Source organism: Pseudomarimonas arenosa (assembly GCF_014841215.1).
In the GTDB taxonomy this organism is placed as follows: domain Bacteria; phylum Pseudomonadota; class Gammaproteobacteria; order Xanthomonadales; family Xanthomonadaceae; genus Pseudomarimonas; species Pseudomarimonas arenosa.
The window spans coordinates 1-21,641 of sequence record NZ_JACYTR010000045.1 but is presented as its reverse complement, the minus strand read 5'-3'; the positions used below and the strand labels follow the sequence as shown (position 1 = coordinate 21,641).

The 21,641-nt window shown below is 62.3% G+C and carries 13 protein-coding genes; 5 read left to right on the top strand and 8 right to left on the bottom strand.

Annotation, left to right across the window (positions count from 1 at the left end):
• Nucleotides 1-43 precede the first annotated feature (43 nt).
• Nucleotides 44-1,606 carry a threonine ammonia-lyase, biosynthetic gene (ilvA, locus tag IFO71_RS16040; protein WP_192030675.1) on the top strand — a complete coding sequence of 521 codons (1,563 nt, stop codon included), beginning with the start codon at nucleotides 44-46 and terminating at the stop codon, nucleotides 1,604-1,606.
• A gap of 113 nt (nucleotides 1,607-1,719) precedes the next feature.
• Here ilvA and IFO71_RS16035 read toward each other — a convergent pair whose 3' ends face one another.
• Nucleotides 1,720-2,958, bottom strand: coding sequence for a GGDEF domain-containing protein (locus IFO71_RS16035; RefSeq protein ID WP_192030674.1), 1,239 nt, complete (start codon nucleotides 2,956-2,958; stop codon nucleotides 1,720-1,722).
• A gap of 54 nt (nucleotides 2,959-3,012) precedes the next feature.
• Nucleotides 3,013-4,050 (bottom strand): hypothetical protein, encoded by a 1,038-nt coding sequence (locus IFO71_RS16030; RefSeq protein ID WP_192030673.1) that lies wholly within the window; start codon nucleotides 4,048-4,050, stop codon nucleotides 3,013-3,015.
• Nucleotides 4,051-4,315: 265 nt separating this feature from the next.
• Here IFO71_RS16030 and IFO71_RS16025 point away from each other — a divergent pair, with 265 nt between their 5' ends.
• The 4 genes from IFO71_RS16025 (at nucleotide 4,316) to IFO71_RS16010 (ending at nucleotide 14,334) form a co-directional block, all read left to right on the top strand.
• Nucleotides 4,316-9,604, top strand: coding sequence for a PAS domain S-box protein (locus IFO71_RS16025; RefSeq protein WP_192030672.1), 5,289 nt, complete (start codon nucleotides 4,316-4,318; stop codon nucleotides 9,602-9,604).
• Nucleotides 9,601-10,731, top strand: coding sequence for an HD-GYP domain-containing protein (locus tag IFO71_RS16020; protein WP_192030671.1), 1,131 nt, complete (start codon nucleotides 9,601-9,603; stop codon nucleotides 10,729-10,731). The genes IFO71_RS16025 and IFO71_RS16020 overlap by 4 nt, the downstream gene beginning before the upstream one ends.
• A 9-nt stretch (nucleotides 10,732-10,740) precedes the next feature.
• A complete protein-coding gene (locus IFO71_RS16015) occupies nucleotides 10,741-12,654 on the top strand; it encodes a SpoIIE family protein phosphatase (protein ID WP_192030670.1) in 1,914 nt (637 codons plus the stop codon).
• 219 nt (nucleotides 12,655-12,873) lie between these two features.
• Entirely contained in the window at nucleotides 12,874-14,334 is a 1,461-nt protein-coding gene (locus IFO71_RS16010) for an amidohydrolase family protein (RefSeq protein WP_192030669.1), read from the top strand.
• An 84-nt stretch (nucleotides 14,335-14,418) separates the two neighbouring features.
• Here the strand turns inward: IFO71_RS16010 and IFO71_RS16005 are convergent, their stop codons facing one another.
• The 6 genes from IFO71_RS16005 to IFO71_RS15980 all read right to left on the bottom strand — a co-directional run bounded on the left by IFO71_RS16005 (nucleotide 14,419) and on the right by IFO71_RS15980 (nucleotide 20,957).
• Entirely contained in the window at nucleotides 14,419-14,688 is a 270-nt protein-coding gene (locus IFO71_RS16005) for a hypothetical protein (RefSeq protein ID WP_192030668.1), read from the bottom strand.
• Nucleotides 14,689-15,043: 355 nt separating this feature from the next.
• Entirely contained in the window at nucleotides 15,044-16,573 is a 1,530-nt protein-coding gene (locus tag IFO71_RS16000) for a tetratricopeptide repeat protein (RefSeq protein ID WP_192030667.1), read from the bottom strand.
• A 498-nt stretch (nucleotides 16,574-17,071) separates the two neighbouring features.
• Nucleotides 17,072-18,529, bottom strand: a complete 1,458-nt coding sequence (locus tag IFO71_RS15995; protein WP_192030666.1) for a M48 family metallopeptidase — start codon at nucleotides 18,527-18,529, stop codon at nucleotides 17,072-17,074.
• A gap of 143 nt (nucleotides 18,530-18,672) precedes the next feature.
• Nucleotides 18,673-18,954: a hypothetical protein gene (locus IFO71_RS15990; protein ID WP_192030665.1), complete on the bottom strand. Its 282-nt coding sequence runs from the start codon at nucleotides 18,952-18,954 to the stop codon at nucleotides 18,673-18,675.
• A 231-nt stretch (nucleotides 18,955-19,185) separates the two neighbouring features.
• Nucleotides 19,186-19,851 (bottom strand): SMI1/KNR4 family protein, encoded by a 666-nt coding sequence (locus tag IFO71_RS15985; RefSeq protein WP_192030664.1) that lies wholly within the window; start codon nucleotides 19,849-19,851, stop codon nucleotides 19,186-19,188.
• Nucleotides 19,852-20,171: 320 nt separating this feature from the next.
• Nucleotides 20,172-20,957: a hypothetical protein gene (locus tag IFO71_RS15980; protein ID WP_192030663.1), complete on the bottom strand. Its 786-nt coding sequence runs from the start codon at nucleotides 20,955-20,957 to the stop codon at nucleotides 20,172-20,174.
• Nucleotides 20,958-21,641: the final 684 nt, after the last annotated feature.

The following is a 21,641-nucleotide window of genomic DNA, read 5'->3' as shown; positions in this document are numbered from 1 at the left end:
TCTCGGACGCACCGATAAAGCACAATCAACGGTGAGCCAGACCATGAACGCGCCGACCACCACAGTCCCTGCCCCGGTTGCCGTGCCGACCAGCACCGCGGAGTGGCTGCGGGCAATTCTGACCGCGCCGGTCTATGACATCGCCAAGCGCACGCCGCTGGAAGCTGCTCCGAGGCTGTCGAAGCGCCTTAACAACACGATCTGGCTGAAGCGCGAGGACCTGCAGCCGGTGTTCTCGTTCAAGCTGCGCGGCGCCTACAACCGGCTGTGTCAGCTCAGCACTGAGGAGCGCGCCCGCGGCGTGGTAGCCGTATCGGCCGGCAACCATGCCCAGGGCGTGGCCTTGGGGGCGCGCGAGCTCGGAATCGACGCAGTCATCGTGATGCCCGCCACCACGCCACAGATCAAGGTCAGCGCGGTCGAGGCCCTGGGCGCACGTGCGGTACTACACGGCGATTCTTACGACGAGGCAGCTGCGCATGGCTATGCCATAGCCGAACGCGATGGTCGCAGCCTGATCCATCCATATGACGACCCCGCCGTGATTGCCGGCCAGGCCACCGTGGCGATGGAACTCCTGGCTCAGCATCGCGGCAAGGTCGATGCGGTATTCGTGCCGGTCGGTGGCGGCGGTCTGTGTGCCGGCATGGCGGTCTACCTGAAATCACTCGACCCGAGTATCCGGGTGATCGCGGTTGAACCCAACGATGCCGCCTGTCTGGACGCCGCGATCAGGGCCGGGGCGCCGGTCAGACTGGAGCAAATCGGACTGTTCGTCGACGGTTGCGCGGTGCGACAGATCGGTCGCCTGCCCTTTGAACTGCTGCGCGATCGCGTCGACGAGGTGGTCACAGTGGACTCCGACCAGGTCTGCGCTGCCATTCGCGATGTGTTCGAGGACACCCGCAGCATCGTTGAGCCGGCCGGTGCGCTGGCCCTAGCCGGAATGAAGCGCTGGATCACCGAGAACGCCGCCGAGGGGCGTGAGCTGGCAGTGGTTCTGTCAGGCGCTAACATGAACTTTGATCGGCTAGGCCACGTCACCGAACGGGCCGAGATTGGTGAGCAGCACGAAGCGCTGTTTGGCGTCACAATTCCCGAGCGTGCCGGCGCCTTTCTCGATTTTTGTCGGCGCATCGGCCGTCGCGCGGTGACCGAATTCAACTATCGCTATCAACGCGCAGATCAGGCGCAGGTCTATGTCGGCATCAAGCTGAAGGGCGGTGCAGCCGAACGCATGGCCATCCGCCAGACATTGGAGTCAGCCGGCTACCACACCGCCGATTACACCGAGAATGAGGTCGCCAGACTGCACGTTCGCCATCTGGTCGGCGGCCCCGGTGCCGTCGGGGTGCGCGAGCGCTGCTTCCGCTTCGAATTCCCAGAGCGCCCAGGAGCCCTGCTGCACTTTCTGGAAACCCTGGGTTCCGAGCACAACATCAGCCTGTTCCACTATCGCAACCACGGCGCCGCCTATGGCCGGGTGCTGGCCGCATTCCAGGTCAGTCCGGACAGCGATGTACGCTTCGAAGCGGCCTTGTCCCGCCTGGGCTTCTGGTATCGCGAAGAGACCGACAACCCCGCCCTGCAGCAGTTTCTGGGCTAGCAGGCTGCTGAGACTCATTCCAGCAGCCTGATATCGCGCGCCACGGACGGCGCGCTCGGAAAGCAAGCACGCAAGTGATTGATTTCCGGCCTGCTAGCTAGGCGCCTGCGCATTCACTCCGCTCCCAGCCGCTGGGCGGCGGCAGCACCAGCACTTCCACTCGCCGCGCTCGAACTCGATCGCATATCAACCTGGCTGACTTCGACCCGGTTGCGGCCGGCATGCTTGGCTTCATACATCGCCTGATCGGCGCGCGAGATCAGCTCCTCCAGACGTGTTTCGTCGGCCAGTGCCGCCACGCCGAAACTGGCGGTGCAGGCGATGCCGCCGCAGTGCTCCGGTGACGACTGCTCGACCTTCAGGCGCAAACGCTCGGCCAGCTGTTCCGCTTCAGCGAGCGCGGTCTCGGGCAACACCAGCAGAAACTCCTCGCCACCGAAGCGGGCGCACAGGTCACCGGGTCGCACCGAGCCTTGCAGTATCCGCGCCACCCCTTGCAACACGGCATCGCCGGTCTGATGGCCGTGTTCGTCATTGACCCGCTTGAAATGGTCCAGGTCGACCATGATGGCGGCCATCGGTGCCTGGCCACTGACGGCGCGATGGAAGGCCCGCTCGCCCTGCTCCATCACAGCACGGCGATTCATCAGCCGGGTCAGCGGATCGGTGCGCGCCTGCCGCTCCACGTCGGCGATCAATTGACGCACGCAGGCCTGCAGCAGGCCGACATCCTTCAGGATCAGGAACACGATATAGCTGGCCAGTACTGCGGCATTCAACGCCCCGGCATACATGAAATCATCGACCTGCCGCGGATCCTGGGTGTGGAATACGCGCAACAGCAGCATCAGGGCAAAGCCGGCAAACACCCAGGCGACCGGTCGCAGGTTGGGTGCATCGGCCGCTCGCTGCGGCACCAGCACCATATAGGTAGTGAGCAGCGCAGCCAGGCATCCCACGCCACTGAACACGACGACCCGCCCGTGTACGCTGGGATCGACATAGGTGTAGTACCAGGAGCCGGGCAGCAACAGCAACAACAGCCAATGCGGCGACCAGAACCAGGCGTTGCGCTCTTGCAGCAGGCGCCGCAGGCCTTCGTAGTTGAGCAGCAGGCCGAGCAGGGTAAGGGCGCTGGCGGGCAGCGTGGTCAGCCAGTCCGGAAACTCGCCACGCATGGCAATCAGGTAGGCACCCAGGGCGATGCAGGCGTCGGCCGCGGCCACCCAACCAGCCCCTGGATAGTGCGGAAAGCGACGCGCGAATACCGCCATGGTGAGCGCCATCAGCAGGCCCACCAAGGTCACCAAGAAGAGCAAGGTGCGGATGTCGAGTTCAGCGGTCAGATGCATGGGCGTTGCGAACGATCCTCCTGCTGGTCGGGTGGCGCACGGCTGGTTGCGCTTTCATCGGCAGAATGCCTGGTAATCCCAGTCGACCTGCTCAGGCGCTGGCTGTGCCGTCCCCTGCCAGCGCAGCGCCTCGATCTGAACATCCCGCTCCAGCGCCAATCGATCAGTCGGCGACATCTGCTCCAGCGTGCGCTGCAGCAGATTGCGCGCCTGCGGGCCCAGCATCTCGCCACCGTAGACCTGCTCGGCCAGCAAGGCCAGCGCGGCAAACAAGCGCGGATTGGGCAGTCGAAAGGCCACGTCGGTGTTGTCGGATAAGTGGATCACGTCGGGGGCGTGGATCAGGATCAGGCCCTCCAGGGCCAGGGCGTCGCCAGCCCTGAAGCCTTGCTGCAGATAGGGCAAGGCATGGTCGGCATAGAACTGAGAGGCCAGGCGATCGGTGCTGGTGTCCAGGGTCAGCGGAATCACCGCGCTTCGGGGCAATCGCAACAGGCTGCCATTGGGCTGCATCAAGGCTGCCACCACCTTCAGGCGTACGCTGCCCTGCTGCGCCAGATCCTGCAACAAGGGCACGCCGGGATTGGCTTCGAACTCGGAAATTCCCTGGCAATGCTCGGCACTGCGCCCGTGACGCTCGCCAGCGTCGGCGATGCCCAGCAGGAGGTCGTCTTCCTGCTGCGCGCTAACCCCGGGCAAGGCCCGATGCTCGAGCAAGCTGTGAAAATTCCGCCCGACATTGTGGATCACTGCCAAGGTGTGGCATTGGCTGTATTCCAAGGCCAGCCAACATGCCGCCTCACGATCGCCGGCCCGAGCCAGTTCCAGCAAGCTCGGCAGGCGTTGACGCAACGGGGCGCTGGGACTCAAGGCCCAGGCGCGCTCGGCCATTTCTTGCACCTCGGCGGCAGGGCGGACAGTCGCCTTCTCCTCCTCCGGGAAAGCGTGCAGGGCGGCAAAGCTTGAGGGCTTGGGCGGCATCGGCGCGGTCTCAGGCGCAACCGGGTCGCGGCCCAGCCACAGGCCAAGCAGGGACGCGAGCAGGACTGCGCCCACCGCGATGGATCCTCGACTACGCCAGCGATCACCCATGCCTGGCCTCCCGCTCCGCCCAGCACATCGGCGGCTCTGGCACAGCATGCAATGTTTTGCCGCACGACGCAGCCCCTTGCGCTGCGTGGTCAAGCGAGCACAGAGAGTGGGCAAGGCCGACTATCGACACCGTCCGATCGATGGCCGGTCGTCAGTCGATGACCTGATCACATGTTCTGCATTACATTGATGCGCAGTGTCGCTTGTCTACGATCGCGCCACACCGGCACGCCTGGTTGCCGGGCATCGCACAGGGAGCTGCCTTTTGAAGTCGGAGTTACGCTCGGACCACGGCAGATTGTATCTCAGCGAGTACATCCTGCTCGCTGGCGTCCTACTGGTCGGTTTTGCCTTTGCCATCCTGTTGCATCGCGCGCTGACCGAGGCGCAGCGTCAGGCGATCGAGCGGCGCACCGAAGCGGTCAGCAATCAGGTGGCCGATCTGATCAAGCGCAATGCCGATGCGGCTGCCATGACCGTGCGCAGCCTCGGCTGGATGTACCACCTGCGTGGTGAGATCACCCAGCAGGAGTTTCAGCGCTTTGCCACCACCGTGTTCAGTTCAGGCACCACCGTGCAGCACCTGCAGTGGTGGCCTCGGGTTCTGACTCAGGACGACGAGCGCTACGAGTTGCGCATGCAGAACGAAGTTGGCGACTTCCGCATCCATGAGCACGACGGCGCCCAGGGACCCGGCTACGGTCGCCAACGACTGGTGTTCTTCCCGCAGCTGTATGCGCTGCCGCCATCGATCAGCGAGCCCGGCTTGATCATGGCAACGGAACTATCTGTTGAGTCGCCACGCACCCTGGAAGATGAATCACTGCGCATCCGCTTGAACTCCGAGACCATTGCGCGCGCCCGCAACCTCGGTGACGTGGCCGCCAGCAGCCTGCAGCGCGAACTGCCCACCGCCACCCGCCCCAACCCGGTGGCCCTGGTGCAATTGATGATGCCGGTGTTCGCCACGCCAGAGCCGCCGCCACCCGCTCTGCGCATTCCGGGCCTGGTGGGCGTGATGGTCGGCAGCATCGATGTCTACGACATGCTGTCAGGAATCGACCAGGTTCCCGGAATCGACAAGATCGATTTTCAGCTCTACGAAGGCGATCACCACGAGGCTCGCTTGCTGGCCAGTCGTCTGGCCAGCATCGGCCGGGTCGAAGCCGGTGATTCGTTTCGCCGTGTACGGCTGCCCAGCGCCCGCGGCGACCAGCGAGTGCTGCAGGTTGCCGCACCGGGTCGGACCTGGTGGTTGTGGGTGGAACCACGGCTCAGCCTGGCGGAATCCAGCGGCGGCGACCTGGCCGCCGGTGTCGCCGCGCTGGCGGTGATTGTGCTGTGCGTGGCCTTGGCCGCCGGCATGCGTCGCGGCATGCGTCTGCGCCGCGTTCTGCAACAGGCCCGCGATCGTCTGCGCCGGGTTACCGACAACCTGCATGTGGGGGTGTTCCAGGCCAGCTTCGAGCCCGGTCAGGCCCAGCCTTTGCGCATTGACTACGTCACCCGCGGATGTGCGGTGATCTTCGGGCTCGACGAAGACAGCCTGATCCATGATCCATCGCGACTGCTGCAACAGCTGCCCGATTCCCAGCGCCAGCAATTGCTGAAGGACTTCGAGCAGGCCGGCTATGACAATCGACCGCTGAACCGCACCCTGAGCCTGCCAGACGATCAGCAAGGGGAACGTCAGGTTCAGATCAGCGCCGCTCCCTATGGCCGCGATGGCAAGCGCATGATGTTCAGCGCCTGGATCGAGGATGTCAGCGAAGAGGTGCGCGCCCAGGCACATTTCGACGCCCTGGTCGAGGAACAGAAGGCCTTGTTCGACCATGTACCGATGGGCATTCTGATCTTGAGCGATCAACAGATCCTCAACTGCAACCCCAGCGCCGCACACATGCTCGGGTATGCCAAGCCGACCGATCTGATGCAGATGCGCATCAACGAGCTACAGGTCAATGCTCAGGACTACGCCGCACAGCAGCGCGCCGCTGAAATCAAGCTGGCCGCCGGACGCATGGCCGTCTTCGATGGTCCGATCAAGCGCCGCGATGGCGAGCGCTTCTGGGCGCGCCTGATCGGCAAACGCATCGAGGCGGCCGACGGGCAGCAACGCGACCTGTGGATGATCGAGGACATCAGCGAGCGCCGACGCGCCGAGCGCGTGCTGCGTGAGCAATCCGAGCTGCTGTCCCTGGCCCAGGAAGCCGGCGACATCGGGGTGTTCGATCTCGATTTCGGCCAGAGCAAGCACTTCTGGTCGGCGCAGCTGGAGCGCATGCTCGGTCAGCCCGCCGGCACCTTGGGTCCACGCATCGACGACCTGCTAGCCTGCGTGGTCGAAGCCGACCGCCCGCGGGCCAAGCAACAGCTGGAAGCCACCATCGAACAGGGGGCCGAGCACTTTGCCGACGACTGGCGCATTCTGCGACCGTCCGGCGAGCAGCGCGAACTGCGTGTTGAGATGCGCATCTTCCGCGACGCCAATGGCCGCGCCCTGCGCGCGGTCGGCGTCACGCTCGATGTCACTGAGGAGCGGCGCAAGCGCAATGAGCTGGCGGCCTCCTTCCAGTTTCAGCAACTACTGATCGATACCATTCCCACGCCGCTGTGGTTCTTCGATGGGCGTGGCCGCATCAGCGGCTGCAATCGCGCCTTCCTGCGCGCCTTCGGCGCCAGTCGCGAGGGTATTCAAGGCGAGGACCTGCGCCATGCCCATGGCCTGCCAGACGCCCTGGTCGCGATCGTGCAGCCGCATGTGGTACGCGTGCTGGAGAGCGCGCAGACAATCGAGTTGGAAGGTCAGATTCCATTCGATGACAGACAGGACCATGAAGTCACCATTCTGCTGTCGGGCTTCCGCGCCCTGGACAGCAGCCCCGGCGGGGTGGTTGCGCTGATGGTCGATGTCACTGACGAGCGCACCCTGCAGCGCCAGCTGGCACGCAGCGGAGAGCAGTTCCGCGTGCTGGTCGACAGCATTCCCGGCACCGTCTATCGGGTAGCAGCCGACCCCAACGAGACCATGTTGTTCCTGAGCGGCGGGGTCGAGACCTTGACCGGTCATGCGCAGCCCGCCTTCAGCCAGGCAGCGGGAATCCGCCTTAGCCAGCTGATTCATCCGGAAGACAATGCCACCGTGCATCGACAGCTGGAGCAGGCGGTGAGCATGCGCAAGCCGTACGACCTCGAGTACCGCGTCGTGCGTCGTGACGGTGAAGTCCGCTGGGTAGTGGAAAAAGGCCAGGCCCTGTACGAGCACGATGGCAGCCCGGAATCGCGGGTCGGCACCTTGATCGATATCACCGAACGCAAGCGGGTCGAAGAGGCCCTGCGTCAGGCCCGCGAACAAGCCGAGGAGGCCACCCGCACCAAGTCGATGTTCCTGGCCAACATGAGTCACGAGATCCGCACACCGATGAATGCGGTCATCGGCATGGCGCATCTGGCCCTCAAGACCCAGCTCGACGAGCGCCAGCGCGACTATCTCAGCAAGATTCACAACGCTGCCACCAGCCTGCTCGGCATCATCAACGACCTGCTTGACTTCTCCAAGATCGAAGCCGGCAAGCTGAGCATGGAGCGGGTGCCATTCCGACTCGATCAAGTTCTGGAGAATGTCGCCACGGTGACCAGCGGCAAGGCCTTCGAAAAGGGGCTGGAGTTGCTGTTCGACGTGCCATCCGCTGTGCCGCAGGCACTGGAAGGCGATCCACTCAGACTCGGCCAGGTGCTGATCAACCTGGTGAATAATGCGGTGAAGTTCACCGAGCGCGGCGAAGTGCGGATCACCGCACGCCTCGCGGAACAGGCCAATGCACGGGTCAAGCTGGAGTTCGAGGTGCGCGACAGCGGCATCGGCATGAGCGAGGAACAGATCGCCCGCCTGTTCCAGCCCTTCACCCAGGCCGATGGCTCAACCACGCGCAAGTACGGCGGCACCGGCCTTGGCCTATCCATCGTGCAGCGGCTGATCGAGCTGATGGGCGGCAGCATCGTGGTGCAGTCGCAACCCGGCCAGGGCAGCCGCTTCGTGTTTAACGCCTGGTTTGGTCGCGAAGATGCACGGCAGGTCGAAGCGATTTCACATCTACCGACCCTGCGCACTCTGGTGGTCGACGATAATCCCAGTGCCCGTGAAGTCCTGGCCGACCTGCTGGCCGGCCTGCCGGTAGATGCCATGTACGTGGCCAGCGGCGAAGAAGCGCTGCGCGAGACCGAAAAAGCCATCGCCGCGCATCGTCCGTTTGACCTGGTACTGATGGACTGGGATCTGCCCGGCATCAGCGGCGTCGAGGCGACTCGTCGCCTGCTCGGACTGTCGTCGGCCCATCCCACTCGGGTAGTGATGGTCAGCGCCTTTGCCCGCGACGACGTGCGTCTGGCCGCTGATGCCGCTGGCGTCTGTGCGTTTCTGAGCAAACCACTGAACGCCTCCAGCCTGCTCGACACCCTCAACCGTTTGTTTGCCAGCGGCGCGACGGACACGCAGCCGTTATCGCCCACCCAGGAGCAACGACCACTGCGCGGACTGCGCGTACTGGTCGCTGATGACAACGAGATCAACCGTCAGATCGCGCGGGAACTGCTAGTGGAGGCGGGCGCCGAGGTCAGTCTGGCCGAACATGGCGGTCACGTGCTGCCACTCCTTGAATCCACCGAGCCGCCGATCGAACTGGTACTGATGGATCTACAAATGCCGGTGCTCGATGGCTATCAGGCCACCGAGGCGCTGCGCGCACATCCACGCTTTGCGCAGCTGCCGATCATCGCCATGACCGCGCACGCAATGAGCGAGGAGCGTGAGCGCACCGAAGCGGCAGGCATGGTCGATCACGTCACCAAGCCGATCGACCCGGACCGCTTGATCACCACCCTGCGACGCTGGTGGCAGCCGCAGTCGGTCGATAAGGTCGTGCGCGCCAAGGAATCCGGCAGCGCCCCCCAGGGCCTGGGCTGGCGCATCGAAGGCATCGACCTTAACGCAGGGTTGCGCCGCTGCGGCGGCAACGTCGAGTTGTACCGCGAGCTACTGCGCCGGCTGGTGGATGATCATGCCCAGAGCGCCAACCGCATCGAAGCGGCCTTGGCCAACAACGATAGCGACGCCGCCCAGCATCTGGCGCATAGTCTGCGCGGCGTCGCCGGCAACCTCGGCGCCAGCGATCTGGCCGCCGCCGCCGAGCAGCTGGAGAACTGCCTGCGTCATGGCGGCGATTGTCAGCCGGCCGTACAACAGCTCAGTCGTGCACTCAACGATGTCATCGCCGGCATCGTGGCGTCGCCGGCGCACCATAATGGCATCCTGAACAATGCCGAGGATACCAATGACACGCCGGCTCAACCCATTGATGCCGCGGCGCTGCAACACTTCTGCGCCCTGCTGTCGAGTGGCGATGCCGAGGCGGAAGCGGAGTTTCAGCAACTACGTGGTGGGCTCAAGCAGCATCTTGGCGGCGAACGCTTCCGTCAGCTGGCGCGAGCCTTGAGTCAATTCGAATTCGATCGTGCGCTGCAAATCATGCAAGCAGCGGGAGAGGTGCAACGATGAGCCATGCAGTCAACGCAGAAGAGCGGCCAATCATTCTGGTGGTGGACGACACCCCACAGAATCTGAGCCTGATGTCGGGACTGTTGCGCGATGAATATCGCGTGCTGGTTGCCAACCATGGCGAACGCGCCCTGGGCCTGGTGGCCGGCGACAGCCCGCCCGACCTGATCCTGCTCGATGTGATGATGCCGGAGATCGACGGCTTCGAAGTCTGCCGGCGACTGAAGCAGATGCCGCGCGGCCGCGACATTCCAGTCATCTTTCTGACCGCCCGCAATGAGGTGGCCGACGAGCAGCAAGGATTCGACGTCGGCGCGGTTGACTACATCACCAAGCCGATCAGTCCGCCGATCGTACTGGCCCGGGTCAAGACCCAGCTGCTGCTGAAAAAGGCCCGCGACCTGCTGGCTGACCAGAACGCCTACCTTGAAGCGGAAGTGCAGCGCCGCATGCGCGAGTTGGCAGCGGTGCAGGATGCCACCATCATGGCGATGGCCTCGCTGGCCGAAACCCGCGACAACGAGACCGGCAATCATATTCGCAGAACGCAGCACTACGTTAAGTTGCTGGCGATGGAGGTGCGTTATCACCCGCGCTTTCGCCAGGCGCTCGAGAGCGACAACGAAATCGAGATGCTGTACAAGTCGGCGCCCTTGCACGATATCGGCAAGGTCGGCATTCCCGACCACATTCTGCTCAAGCCCGGCCGACTGACCGACGCCGAGTTCGAAATCATGAAATCGCATACCACGCTGGGCCGCGATGCCATCCTGGCCGCCGAATCGATCCTCAACGCGCCCGACAGTTTTCTGCGCTATGCACGCGAGATTGCCTACTCCCATCAGGAAAAGTGGGATGGCAGCGGCTATCCGCTTGGCCTGTCCGGCGAGGAGATTCCATTGTCGGCACGCCTGATGGCAGTGGCCGATGTCTACGATGCCCTGATCAGTCGCCGGGTCTACAAGGAAGCCTTCAGCCACGAGAAGGCCGTGCAGATCATCGCCGAAGGTCGCGGCAGCCATTTCGATCCGGATCTGGTCGACGCCTTTCTGTTGCACGCCCATGCCTTCCGGGAGATCGCCGCACGCTTCGCCGATGCCGAACATGGCGACCTGGGCAAGACCTGAGCGGCGTCGATGCTCAATCCCCAGGCACTGAAGGTTCGCTGGGCGCTGGGCGCCGCGTCTGCCTTCGCACTCACCGCCTGGGCCTTGCTCGCCATCATCTTTGTGCTGCAGCGCGATCGAACTCTGCTCGAAGGTAGCCAACGCTTGCTACAAAGTCAGCAGCGGGTCGTCGAGGGACTCGATCAGGTGTTTTCCCGCGCCGAGCTGCGCGCGGCCGAAGTAGGCAAGTTCGTCCAATCCGGCAGCCTGAGCGGCGAGCAGGTACTGCAGGTCTTTGCCGCCAAGCTGCTGCACGACGGCGAATTGGTGCAATTCGGCCTGCTGCTGGAGCCCGACAACCCGGTCAATCGCGGATCGCGCTTTGCCATCGGCGTGACCTTCGGCGCCAAGGGCATCCACGTCGAAGACTTTGTTGCCACCCGTTTCGAGTATTGGACCAAGCCCTGGTATCTGAAGACCAAGGACAGCCCGTCTGGATGGTGGTCGACGCCGTACTTCAACGATGCCGCAGGCGGCCAGGACACGCTGACCTTCGATTACCCGCTGCGTGATCCGCAATCGGGCTTCTACGGCATGGCCAGCGTTTCGGTTTCGCTGGAACGCGTAGTGGAGATGACTCAGGCGCTGGGCTGGAACAGCGAGGGGGAGCTCTCCGATTTCGTTCTGCTGGACGGCAATCAACGTGTGCTGATTGCGGCTGACCCGCGCCTTGATCGATCTCACACCCTGGATACGGCAATCACCAGCCAGGGTTCAACGCCACTGCGTCAGTGGCTGCTTCAAGGCAAACAGCACGACATCCACCTTGAGCGCGACGCCAGCGCGGGCTACACGATGGTGCGCCTGCCGCTGAAACGAGTGGACTGGCGACTTGCCGCGGCCATCAGCGACCGGCAACTGCTGAGCTCCTTGTACCGCCACAGCCTGATTGCCGGCGTTGCCGTATTGCTGATTGCCGTTCTGATGGGACTTTGGTTGGCGCGGCGAACCGCTCGCTTCGCCGATCCGCTGCGTTCACTCATTGACGCCGCCCATCGGCTCGCCCTGGGCGATCTGGATCAGCCGGTCACCGTGCCACCTGCCGGTTCTTCATTACACGGACTGGGCGATGCCTTGGAGCAATGTCGGCAGTCACTCAGCCAACAGAGCGGTGAACTGCGCCAGCAGCACGGCGAAGCACAGCGCAAGGCGGGCCAGGCCCTACTCGCAAGGCAGCTGCAAGCCCACGCCCTGCCGGCCGACCGGGTGTTTCTCGGCGCGCAGTATCAGGCACAGATCAATGCCGTGCTGCGACCGGCGGCGCAGGTGGCGGGCGACTTCTACGGCTTTGTCAGCCCGGTACCCGGTCGCTGCGTGTTCTACCTCGGCGAGGTGGACGGTGCGGATGGCGAGTCTGTGCTGCTGATGACTCGAGTCACCGCCTTGTTGCCGCAGGTGCTGCGCCAGACCGAGCATCCGCACGAGGCGATGCTTCACTTGCTGGAACATCTGCAGCAAGGTCCTGAACAGGGCTGGCGCCTGCGACTGCAACTCGGCCTGCTCGATCTTGATGAAGGCCGGCTCACGCTTTGCAACGCCGACATGCCGGCGCCGATCCGACTGCGCGATCAACTGCAAGAAGCACTGGACCTGCCGCAGGCCCCGGCGTTGTCCAGAGAGCGAGCAGAGCCGGTCGATGAGTGGACAACCCAGCTAAGTCCGGGCGACCGGCTGCTGCTGTTTTCCGATGGTCTGCTCAAGGCGCAGTTCGAAGACGCCGCCCCGTTCGGGCAGACGCGCCTGCAGATCGCCATCGAAAAGCAACTCGACTCACCAGCAGAGCTGCTGATCGATAGCGTTCTGAACGAAGTAAAGGGTTACAGCACCGACCAGTTCTCCGACGATCTGGCGATGATGGTGGTGGCATTCGGTTTCCGCGACTGAAAAGCTACTGAACATATCCTTCCACTTTCGGCGAGCAAGCGCCGGCATGGCGCAGTCCGTCCCACGCGGCCGGCAGCGAGCGACAAATCCGGCTATGATCGGCACCAAAGCCCGTCGGACCCCGCGTGCCACGAGAGCCCAGCGCCCGCCCATCGGTTCGGCGATCCACCGACCCGCCAGGCCATGCCCGGTGTCGGTCGACTGAGCGCGGAGCAGACGATGCGAAAGCAGCACGATCCCGAGGGTTTGCGACTACCGATCAAGCTCGATAGCACCAGCAACGGCGAATTCGCCCCAGTGCCGCTGGAGCCGGTGCACCGGCGCGCCAATCGATTGGCCCTGGATCAGGCCGACCGCCTGGCCAAACGTGCGGCAAGCACCCGCCGCGGCTTTCTCACCTCGGCCTGCGGCGCAGCCAGCACCCTGCTCTTCTTTAACCAGGCGTTTGCCTCTGCGGGAAAGCGCGGCGGGTTCTATCAACTGAGCGCCGAGGCGGCCGAGGACCAGGCCCTGGCCGTGGCTGAGATTGGCGGCAACGAATTCATCTTCGATGTGCAAGGGCACTTCGTGAATCCGACCGGCGCCTGGACCCGGCGCCTGCCCGAGAGCGCCCGTCCGTTGACCTTTCCGGACACCAGCGGTTGCGCCGCGGCCGCCCTGCCGGGCAATCTCGATCACCTGCAATGCCTGGGGCCGGATGCCTTTATCCAGGACATCTTCCTCGATTCCGACACCGATCTCACCGTGTTGAGCTTCGTCCCCTCGACCCGGGCTTCGGAGCCACTCACCATCGAAGAAGCAGCAGCTACCGCCGCAGTGGTAGAGAAGATGCAGGGCACCCATCGGCTGTACTTGCATGGCCGGGTGAATCCGAATCAGGCCGGCGATGTCGAAGACATGGAACGACTGGCCGGCAGCTTCAACATCGCCGCCTGGAAGACCTATACGCAGTGGGGGCCAGAACGCAAAGGCTTCTTCATGGACGATGAGCCTGGGCTGCGCATGATTGAGGAAGCCCGACGGCTCAAGGTTCCTAACATTGCGATTCACAAAGGACTACCGTTCGGCCCCGACTCCTACGAGCACAGTACCTGCCAGGAGATTGGCCGGGTGGCCAAGCGCTTTTCCGATGTCAACTTTCTGATCTACCACTCAGGCTTTGTCACCGGCACGCCGGAAGGGCCGCTGGATGAACAGCGCAACGACGGCATTGATGGGCTGGTGAACGCGCTGCGCGGCGCTGAGCTTGGCAGGCAACACAATGTGTTTGCCGAACTCGGCTCCACCTGGCGCTTCCTGATGCGCGATCCAGATTCCGCCGCCCATGCGCTGGGCAAGCTGCTGCTGCATGTGGGCGAAGACAACATCCTATGGGGCACCGATTCGATCTGGTACGGCAGCCCGCAGGATCAGATCCAGGCCTTTCGAACCTTCCAGATATCGCCGGAGTTCCGCGAGCGCTATGGCTACCCGGAGATCACGCCACAGATCCGCGCGAAGATCTTCGGCCTGAATGCCCTGCGCATCTATCCGGTGGCCGAAGACGTGCTCGACCGGCACCTCAAGCGCGACGCCATCGCACAGGCGCGCGCCAACTACGCCAACCAGCCCAACCCGCACTTCCGCACCTATGGGCCCAAGACCCGCCGCGAATTCCTCAACCTGTTGCGCTGGAGTTAGCCCGAAAGGACAGGCTGGGCACGCTGCCCAGCCTCAGCGCCCACGCCCTGCCAAGGGGGCCAGCCCCGCCCCGCGAACCTGGCGCTAGCCGCCGCGGGCGCGCACTTCCAGCGCCACGATACTGTCGATCCGCACCAGGGCATCGAAATACTCCTTGCCACTGATCTCGGCGATACGCACGTGCTGAGCCCCCACCTCGGCCACCTTGCCGGACACGGTATGTCCATTCGACAGGTGCAGGCTCACCGACTTGCCCGACAAAGCAGCGAGATTATCTTCCATCGACTTCAATGCATCGACCACCGGAGTCTCCTTTGCCTCAGCCTGCAACGGCGCCATCAGCGCCAAACTCATTGATATGACCAGCGTGGCCAGCCACGCATACCCCGTTCGCCTCATAGCCCTGCCTCCCCTGGGTCGCATACTCGCAGACTACACAAGACTTCGTTCCAGTACGAGTGCGTCAGCCGGCCAACGTACTTCATTGTTGAACCCGCCAGTGAATGTCTTGATTGGCCGGTTCAATAACGCAGCCATGGATGGGCTACAAGCGCGCAGCGACGCAGTCGCTGTGAAGCGCCCTCGCTTACGGGCAGGCTCGTTGTGAGCCTGTCGAACGGTACCGGACGCGGGAGACTTGAGTTGAGCGGGATGTTCAAACTCAAGTTGCCGAATCAGCAGTGCCACCGAACCTAGGCTCGGCTGCCACTTAGTCTTGCGTTTGATCCGCGGTGGAGTCTGCATCGCCCGAGTGAGCAGCCAGAGGCGGCTCTCCGCGCTTGGCTCGCTGTTCGTTGATCCATGCGACCACCGAAGGGATCACACTGGCATGTTTGGGGTTGGAGCGATCGGCAAAGCGCAGGAACCTGCCTGCAGCCTCCTCACGCCCTTCCAATCCTAGATTGACGATAACGTCGGCCTGCATCAGCCAACCATCGGCACTTTCAGGATTGATGGCCAACAGTGCTGCCACTTCACGCTTAGCATCCTGGTAGCGCTGCAAGTGGTAGAGATAGTAGCCCGCCAGATCGCGACGCAGACCCTCTTTGTCGTCGACGTGATTGGCAGCGCGCAGGTAATAGGTTTCCGCTAAGGCATGATTGTTCGCCTTGCGCGCAGCGTACGCCCCCATCCACAAGCTCTGACCATTGGTTTGATTGAGTTCGAGCATTTCCTCGATCACCGCCAATGCCTCCTGCGGGCGATTAAGGCTGGTCAACGCGCGCGCTTTGTTGCGCAGAAAAGCATAATGAGCAGGACGGAAGCGCAAGCCTGCGTTGGCATAGTGCAAGGCAAGTTCAATATCAGCCTTGCCGTCCTGCTCATCCGAGAGATCAAAGATCTCATCAAGATTGGGCGCCTCGACCAAGCGCGCCTGCGACCGCCGCGACACTTCGGCTAGATCCTTCCAATTGGTATTTGTCCATTGTTCAAAAGCCAGGGCCTGCGCCTGCAACAAGGCCATGCGCGGATTGGTGCCCGCCTCATCGATGGAGCGCGCGACAAAGCCCCGCATCGCTTCCACACTACCGCCCCACCTGGGCTGCAATCCGAATAAGTAGACGGAACGCGGCGTATAGGCGTCAGGGAACTGGGCCAAGGCCCCCGCCAACGCCTCCTCCTCGCTGGCTTCGCGCACGCCAATTCTGCCCAGGACGATTTGCTGGTTCCAGGCAGGCAACAATCTGGGTTCAATGACTACTGCCCTTCGAAGCAGCTCGGCGGCTTGGCCTCCGAACTCTCGCATCGACTGCCATTGCTCCTCGCTTACATCCCTGGCCAAGGCGATGCCTCGTGCTTCAAACGCCTTTTGACTTAGATGGATACCCTGCGCCGTGAGCGCGTAGGCACTTTCCGGTCGTTGCTCGCGCCAGTGATTAACCAGACCGCGAACCTCATCGCTGCCATACTCGAACGCATGGAACGCGCGCGCATAGGACACATCGCTGATCTGCCCGGCCGAAAGCTGGTCGGTAAGTGCCGCAAACCGCGCCTCCAGCTCATCCACCCGGCCATCCACCGAATTCCAAATCTCCCGCTCGCTGATCACCGGGTCATTGAAGTCACGACACTGCAACGCGACCAACTCCATGGACCATTTGACGCCCGGCGGATTTGGAGCCAAGAAGCAGCGCCACACAGCCTTCGAAGTACCTAGCTGCAGCCCATAAACGCCATACGCAAACACACCCAAAGCAGCCGCAAGCAGCAGCAATACGCCGACCAGCAGTCGTTTCATACAAATCTCAGTGATAGCGAGCAACGCGGCTCTGGCCCATCCTCGGCGCGCGGGCCGACAATTTTCGCAGATTGTTCACACTTCTGCTCGTCGCGCTATCCGCTGAGTTCGACGGTCCACCCGCCGCGTCCCTACCTGCAATGAACTCATCTAACCCGGCAGTGAGAACTGCCCGAGAACGTTGCGGTGGGCTGGCGGTGTCTTTCGGCGCGACCTCACGAAGCATCCAGGCTAACAACCCGACCCGCATCGACTCCTCCGTCGCAGCCGCCCGCCACTTGGTGCGCGCGCGCCCAGTTTGTGCAGGTTTCGCGGCCAGCAAACGGGCGCCTCATGGTGAAACAGCGCTTGCAAGACCACCGCGCCATCGGGTAACGCAGACACCTTGAGGGCCGGGCTCCTGGCCCGGAGTGGGGCATGCTCTGCTCGCCAATCAGCCAGCTTACGCTCGATCGACATGTCTCTCCCCCGATAGGGATTGGCGATGCCCAGCTTGGCCTAAGGCTCATCATCAAACTGCGCCAGCCACTGGCGAAAAAGCTCGCACTCGAGCCGGCGAGCGTCGTTGATCAGGCACACACTGCTCTGCTCAAGCGTCGGCATGGTCAGCTGGTCCAAAACCGCGGCCCAGCCAAGGCCCAAGGATGCCAGCCGCTCGGGCATGGGCGGATGCGAGTCGGTGGGGTGAGGGAACTCAAGCTCCAAGTCCTGCCGGGCCGCCTCCCCGAGCCTGCGCACGGAGATGCTGGCCAAGCGCTCGCCCAACGGCGCCCATTCATTGCCTTTCGAGTACCGCTCCCAGACGTCCTGTTCAAACTCGGGCAGCAGCATGTGGGCGGAACCCAGTTTGAGCAGGGCAGAAGCCAGGTCCATGCCGGATGCGACTTCCGCCCCCGCGCGATCGGCAAGCAACTCGCGCTCACGGCTGATCTCGGCTTCGACTTCTTCTACCTCGGTGACAAACAGTTCCAGCAACTGAACTGCGGGTAAGGTTGCCAGCCAGGTAAGCCAGTAGTCCTCGCCCTCGTACCAGCCTTCCAACGCGCGATGTGCACCGGCATACACCGGATAGAACTGCGACGAGTAACGCGTATCCTCGCCTCGAAAATGGCCCAGCTCGTGGCCTATCACGGCGGCCAGCTCAGGCACGCTTAACATGCGCATAAGCGGGAGGGAAAGGTACATCGCTCGACCCGCGCGCGGCTTACGCTCGCGATGGCTTTGCACTCGTGCTTCGGTGACAAAGAAAGTGGGCTCAATGCCCAACAGCAGCGTATCGGGCTTGGCCGTACCCAGCCGCTCGGCCAGACGCTCGATCAGCTCCCAAAGCATCGGATGGGCCGTCGGCGAGGCATATGCAGCATGGTAGAAACTGACATCCGGATGCAAGGCGCCGCGCAGCTTGAAGGTGGCGAATAGAGCCGCCAGCACGCACAGAATGCCGATCACAACCGCCAGATTAGCCAATTCACCCGGAATGGCGGCCAATCCGCCAAACGCAATCAGGTAGCCGCTGAGCAGCAACATGGCGATCGCACCATAGACGGCCACCCGCAAGCCCGGAAGAAATATCGTCAACAGTCGGTTGCGGTCGCGGCGAACGGTTGACGCCGCCCACCACAGCGCGAGCAAGAGCCCGCCCCCGGCCAGCATGCTAAACACCGCGATCCACCGCAGAGCAGGAAGGCCGAGCAGGATGCGACAGTCGGACGCGACCAGCACCTCAGCGGGCGGCGTCTCATCGCCTTCCTCCTGCCAGCCAAGCGGCGGCGAGGGCATCGGTCCCCGACAGAATTCTGCGGCACTCACGGCCGCTACTTCATCACCCTGGTTCGCCTGAAACTTCTGCACCAAGGCGGTGTACCTGCCCTCACCCACCTTCGCGGCAAACAAGCCGAATAGGCCAGGCAGCATCAGCACCCCCAGAGCAAGCGCAAATCGCCGAACACGAGTCATTCAATGAGTCATCCAGGTGGGAATCCTACAGTTTGGCAAGACTATCAGGCCCACTAGTCTGACTCGCAAGACATCATGACCAGCCGGGATCAACAGTCTCCGCGCCGCTCCTTGCGTCTGCAATGCCCCTACTCCGTGCTTCGTTAAGCGTAGCCAGCGCCCGACGCCAAACACACGACGTGCAGGGCCTCAATGCTGAACAGCTGGTGGATTGGCTTGGCAGTCGAGAATGGCCATAGCGGGTGCATGTCGGAATGCATGATGCCATCGAACACCAAGTTACTCAGCGTGCCCAGCGAAATGCCGACAACAATGGCGCTGAAGGCAGGACGAACCGGAGTGGAGAACATCCGCATGGCAGCCCACTCGCTGCCTTCGATAAACCACATCCAGCAGCGACTGAACAATGGGTAGGGAAACCACACCAGGGGCAGCGTCAGCGCTCGGGCCAGTGCTTGCGCAAGAAGCTGCGGATGCGTTTGGCGTGGGGCGGGCCTTGACCCGCCAAAGGAACACACGATAGCGATGAGCGCAGGCCGATGCCTCACAACATCAGGTCTTGTTACACATTCGGTGTGATGGCGGCACATTTCCGCAATAGAGCGGCGGGTCAAGAGACCCGCCCCAGTTGAGGAGTTGATGGAGGCCGGCCCGCATCAGCGCTGCAGACGGCCTTCAAGCGTCTTGCCGCCCGGAAGATTGAGTTTGATGAAAGTGCCGTCTGGACGTCCGTGAAGCTGCTGGGCGATATAGCCTCGAAATCCTGACACTTTTTCCGGCGTAGCCGCCCAAAGGTTTGAAGTTTCAAACTCCCCCCCAAGCACGAAGGGTAGCTTGGGATACAGCCGCTCCCCAAAGGTCAACGGCCGATATTCCTTCTGCCATTCGCTAGCCAGCGTATATCCAGTTTCGTAGTCGTAATCACTCAGTATCAGCTCGGCCCAACCCTCCATCGACTCAGCGACGCGCGATCTTTCCCCGGTCTCTGGATCGAACTTGATGATATGGCTTTCTTCCACCGCGTACTGTCCGCCAAAGATATCCTGGGCAAAGAAATCGAGACCGGCACCGAGTTCGCCGTAATTGGCTCGCCAACCATCAGCGCGATTCCAACTAACAAAATCGAATGGGGCACCTTGATCAACACCGAACACCTGCAACGCGCTCTCAAAGGCCAGGAATCCATTTCGCCGCTGCAACAGCGGTAACACGAGGCCAGCACAGCGAGCGGGAATCGCCTGTTGAAGCCTAGCCTCAGCAACTTCGACCGCAGTGAATGGAAGGGCACCGATGCGAGCCAATTGCGCTACAAAATCACTCACTTAGCTAGCCTCCAAAAATAAATCGCACCCATGTCCCATTGGGCAATCCTCGACAGCGATTGCCAATCGCGGAACCCAGACCACGGTTGGCGCGTCTCGGGATCGAGAGGATAGACGGAGCAATGACCTTTGACGGATGTCCAGGCTTCGTGTCCAGGCGTCGTGTCCAGCTTTTTAGTCGGTCCAGGCGTCTTGGTCGCGCAGGCCCGAGGACCAACAGAACCCATGACTTCATTGCATTCACGGAGTAGTTGCGGCGAACGACAACAACAGAGCGGCGGGTCAAGAGATCCGCCCTACCTAGCTGCAGCAACGGGCAGTCAGGAAACCTTTGTTTGAGGGCGTTCTTGACTCGCCTTTCCGTAAGCATGCGATGCCACGCAAAGTCCCGCGGCGTTTAGCGCTACGGCTGCAGCTCGGCGCTCTTCTTCAATCTCAAGCAACCACATCGTGTTTGGCCCGCACGCTTTGACCACTCCAGGAAGATTGCCACCCAGCGCCGCGCTCACTTTCTCGAATCTCGACTGATCCAGCACGTTCACATTGAATACATCGTACAGGTAGCCGCGGCATGTGCCCCACATCTTTGCGCGAGACCAACGAGAAACCCGTTCGTCGTCCCCAAAAAGATTCCTCAACCCGTGCGAGGGTCGGCCACAGATCACCCCCATGCCGAACCCGATATCCTTCGGCGAACAACTCTCGTACGCGTAGCCGTAATCGATAGGCGACAGCGCTTGCAGCTTCTCGACCACATGTACTGTCCATTCCGAGATTTGATCACTACCACAACCAACACCTTCGACCGCACGGGCAACCACCACATCGGTACCGGCTGACAGGCTGAGTGAGAGGCCCCAGCCGTCGAATGGAGTCGAGGAGTGAGAGTTCGTACCGCCTTGTGCGGACTGCACACTGCCCAAAGCAATCGATGCAACAAGTGCATCGCGCTTCTTAGGCGCCTTCTTCCACCTTCCCGATGGCCCTCCGACAAAAGTTGCGGTCACTCCAGCCTCTTCCAGGAAGCTCGCGCAAAAGTCTGCCCAGCTGGCAGGCGAGGTTTCCTTTAGGAAATCAATGAACAAGAACTGGAATCGGTTGATCATGCGCCCCTCCAAACTAGATCTTGCAGCACTTAGGCGTAATTCGAATCTTTCCCGGCTTAGATCCAGAACCCAAGTTTCCAAGTCCGGTTCGGGCTCTATTGGCTAGATCCTGCGGCGAATCAGTAGGTGATGGAACTTCAACAACGTCGATGGGTCCCATCACAGCGCTCACCACAGACATCCGGCCGATACTTCGGATCATCCTTGCGCCTTGCAAGGGTTCGTATGGCAATGTTGATTCCGACTCTTATGTACATTCCCGAACATGCCATTATCTGGGCGATCTGCTCGGATCTCCTTGCACGGCCTCTGCCCCCAGTCTTTTGCCCTTTCCCCTTGACCTCGCATCCGCACACATTGCGAGTTGGTGTCTTCTTCTTTAGCCCATTTGGATCTGAGAAATACAGCGGAGCCGAATCGACATCGGCGAAAGTCTGTGCACTTGTTGTCAACCCAACCGGATCAGACTGCAGATACCGTCCACTTCCCGCTTCATAGTTCCCGCGGATTTGCTTCCGCGGATTTGGACACCCACCATTTAGGTGGCCGGCGCAAAGATCAATCGCGGTAGGGCCGCCGGTCACCCGGCGCCCCCCGCACAGATCCGGACGTGCGCTGCTAACGCATCCGGCTCTTGCATCGAGTTAGAACGCGAAGCGTTGGTTCGGATACGGGTGGACGATT